Source organism: Sphingomonas bacterium (assembly GCF_903643065.1).
Lineage (GTDB): Bacteria > Pseudomonadota > Alphaproteobacteria > Sphingomonadales > Sphingomonadaceae > Sphingomonas.
This window is the reverse complement of record NZ_CAHJWX010000321.1, coordinates 1-3,519: the sequence shown is the minus strand read 5'-3', so window position 1 is coordinate 3,519 and position 3,519 is coordinate 1. Positions and strand designations below refer to the sequence as shown.

4 protein-coding genes are annotated in these 3,519 nt (G+C 70.6%); all 4 read right to left on the bottom strand.

Annotation, left to right across the window (positions count from 1 at the left end; translation table 11 throughout):
* Positions 1 to 449, bottom strand: a 449-nt coding sequence (locus HUU95_RS11245; RefSeq protein ID WP_302480120.1) for a transglutaminase N-terminal domain-containing protein, incomplete at its 3' end; no start/stop codon positions are given.
* A 163-nt stretch (positions 450 to 612) separates the two neighbouring features.
* Positions 613 to 1,548, bottom strand: coding sequence for an alpha-E domain-containing protein (locus tag HUU95_RS11240; RefSeq protein ID WP_174280193.1), 936 nt, complete (start codon positions 1,546 to 1,548; stop codon positions 613 to 615).
* A complete protein-coding gene (locus HUU95_RS11235) occupies positions 1,548 to 3,032 on the bottom strand; it encodes a circularly permuted type 2 ATP-grasp protein (protein ID WP_174280192.1) in 1,485 nt (494 codons plus the stop codon). Before HUU95_RS11235 ends, HUU95_RS11240 begins: the two co-directional genes overlap by 1 nt.
* 136 nt (positions 3,033 to 3,168) lie before the next feature.
* On the bottom strand, positions 3,169 to 3,519 hold a 351-nt coding region (locus HUU95_RS11230), incomplete at its 5' end, for a thioredoxin family protein (protein ID WP_174280191.1).

Genomic DNA, 3,519 nt, shown 5'->3' with positions numbered 1-3,519 from the left:
ACGCCCCGGCGATCGTCGATGGCGCCGGCCATGTGCAACCGCTCGTTGAGCGCATGCAGCGCCGCCAGCCGCTCCCGCCCGCCCGCGACCTCGCGTGCCCACTCGGCGATCCCCGGATCGCGCGGCGTCAGCGCGGTGTCGCGCAGGAAGAAGGCGGGCGGCAACGTCTCGACCGCGCCATGTAGGACACCGTCCGAATGGCTGGTCACCACCTCGCCCGTCACCTCGATCGCGATCGCGTCGAGCGGCCCATCCGCGTAGAGCATGGTGACGACGTTGCCGAAGCCGTCGGTGCCGTCGCGCATGCGCGCGTCGCGATCGACATGGATGGTCCACCGCGCCACCGTCTGATCGTGGTTGTTCGCCGGCGTGACGCGCAACAACTGCACCAGCCGCGTCTGCGGGCTGGTGAAGCGAAACGCCGTGCGATGATCGACCGCGATCCTCATCGGTCAATTCCTCCCCGGCACGGGGAGGGGGCGCGCGGCGAAGCCGCGTGACGGAGGGGGTCCCGATCCGGGTGCACCGCTTGTGGCGAGGCCCCCTCCACCACCGCGCTACGCGCGGCGGTCCCCCTCCCCGTCCCGGGGAGGATTTCAGGAGGGAGCCGCCTCATCCGAACGTGAACTGCCGCCCGATCGCGGCGTGGAGCTGGTCCGTCTCGCGCTGGAACGCGCGCAGGAACTCGTGCAGCCCCGACACGATCACCTCGCCGGTGCGCGTGCGCTCCATGCGTTGCGCGCGCAGCCGCGCCATGCGGTCTGCCTCGCCGTGCGAGCCGGTGTGGCGCGCGAGCAGGCCCAGCACCTCCACCGTCTCGTCCACCGACGCGCGCAGCGAGCGCGGCATTTCCGGGCGCGCGAGCAGCAGGTCGATGACGTTGGCGATCGTCAGCCCGTCCGAATACAGCCAGCGATAGGCGGTCACCGCCGACACGGTCTGAAGGATGGTGGTCCATTGGTCGCGATCGACCACCCCGCCGACCGGCTCGCCCTCGGGCAGCAGCAGATGGTATTTGACGTCGAGCAGCCGCGCGGTGTTGTCGGCGCGCTCCACCGCCTGGCCCAGCCGGATGAACCAGGCGGTCTGGTTGCGCAGCATGCGCAGCACCGCGCCCTCGAAGCCCCGCGTCTCCGCCTGCACCGCGTCCGCCAGCCGCAGCGTGTCGGTCAGGTCGCAGCGCGACGCGCTGCCGTCGAAGGCGAGCCAGGCGCGGTTGGTCGCGGTCCAGGCCTCGCGCGTCAGCGCGGTACGCACCGCGCGCGCGTTGAGCCGTGCCATCTCGACGCAGCGCACGATGGAGCCGGCGTGGCCGGTGTCGGTGGTGAGGAAGCAGGCGACCTCCACCTGACCCGCCGCCGCGCCGGTCGCGGCGAAGGCCTCGCTATTGTCGGTCACCGCCAGCGCCGAGCGCCACGCCGCCTCGCCCGCCGGCCGCGACGACAGCGTGTCGAGCCTCGCCGTCGCCTCCACCAGCCGCGCGACGAAGTCCGCCCGCTCCACATAGCGGCCGAGCCAGTATAGCGAGGAGGCGGTGCGCGACAGCATCAGCCGGACACCTGCGTCTGCGTCATGCCGCCCATGCGCTGCGTCTGCCCCTGCCCCGGCTCCTCCAGCAGCACGAAGCTGTCCTTCGTCCCGCCGCCCTGGCTGGAGTTCACCACCAGCGACCCGTCGCGCAGCGCGACGCGGGTGAGGCCGCCGGGAACCACCTGAACGCCGTTGGCGCCGGTCAGCACGAACGGGCGGAAATCGACATGGCGCGGCGCGACGCCCGCGTCGGCGAGCGTCGGAACGGTGGACAGCGCCAGCGTCGGCTGCGCGATGTAGCGCCAGGGCTCCGCTTCCAGCGCCGCGCGAAAGTCCGCGATCTCGGCCTGGCTGGAGGTCGGCCCGACCAGCATGCCATAGCCGCCCGACCCGTCGACCAGCTTAACCACCAGCTCGGGCAACCGGTCGAGCACATGGGCCAGCGCCGCGGGCTCGCGGCAGCGCCACGTCTCGACATTGGGCAGCATCGCCTCGCCGCCCGAATAGTAACGGACGATCTCGGGCATGTAGCTATAGATCGCCTTGTCGTCGGCGATGCCGTTGCCCGGCGCGTTCATGATCGCGACGGTGCCGGCGCGATAAGCGGCGATCAGGCCGGGCACCCCCAACATCGAATCGGGCTTGAACACCAGCGGGTCGAGGAAATCGTCGTCGACGCGGCGATAGATCACGTCGACGCGCACCGGCCCGGCGGTGGTCCGCATCCAGACCTGATCGTCGTCGACGAACAGGTCCGCCGCCTCGACCAGCTCGATCCCCATCGAATCGGCCAGGAAGCTGTGCTCGTAATAGGCGGAGTTATAGTGGCCGGGCGTCAGCACCACGCACACCGGCGCATCCGCGCGGGTCTTGGGCGCGACCGACTGCATCGTCTGGAGCAGCCGGTCCGGATAGCTGTCCACCGCCGCGACGCGCAGCGACCGGAACAGCTCGGGGCACAGCCGCAGCATCGCCTCGCGATTCTCCAGCATGTAGCTGACGCCCGACGGCGTGCGGGCATTATCCTCCAGCACATAGAACTGGTCGGGGCCGGTGCGCACCAGGTCGATCCCGCAGATATGCGCGCGCACCCCATGAGGCGGCCGCACCCCGAACACCTCCGCGCGGAACTGCGGGTTGCCCAGCACAAGATCGGGGGGCAGCACCCCGTCCTTGAGGATGCGCTGGGCGCCGTAGATGTCGTCGAGAAAGGCGTTGATCGCCTCGACGCGCTGGACCAGCCCAGCCGACAGCCGCGCCCATTCGGCGGGCAGGAACACGCGCGGCACGATGTCGAACGGAATGATCCGCTCGGCCGCGTCGCCGTCGCCATAGACGGCGAAGGTGATGCCGAGCTGCCGGAACGTCGCCTCCGCCGCCGCCTGACGCCGCGCCAGCTCATCGCCCGGCGTCGCGTCGAGCCAAGCGCCAAGCGCCGCCAGCTCGGGCCGCGCCCGGCCCTCATGGCCGAGGATCTCATCGAACGCGGGTCGTTGCGCCATCGAACCGTTCAAGACTCAATTGGGTTAGTGGTTCCCGCTTACCGTCATGCTGAACTTGTTTCAGCATCCACGCGGGGACCCTCCGCTCCAGATGCTTCGCCAAGCATGAAGGTCGCGCATGGATCCCCAAACAAGTTCAGGATGACGACAACCCCGCGAGCAACCCCGGCGTCAGCACCTGCGGCAGCACGCGCGGCTCGGCGGCGCCCGGCGCGTAATAGAGGTACAGCGGCACGCCCGCGCGGTTGTGCGCCTCAATGAACCGCCCCAGCGCCGCGTCGCCGTTGGTCCAGTCGCCGACCAGCACCGCCACGCCCTTGCGCGCCAGGCTGCCGCGCGCGGGCTCGATCGCGACGCGCTCGTTGACCTTGCAGGTGAAGCACCAGTCGGCGGTGAAATAGGCGAACACCGGCTTGTTCGCCGCGCGCAGCGACGCCAGCCTCGCCTCGGTGAACGGCGCCTCGCCGGCAACGCTCGCCGCCGCCGC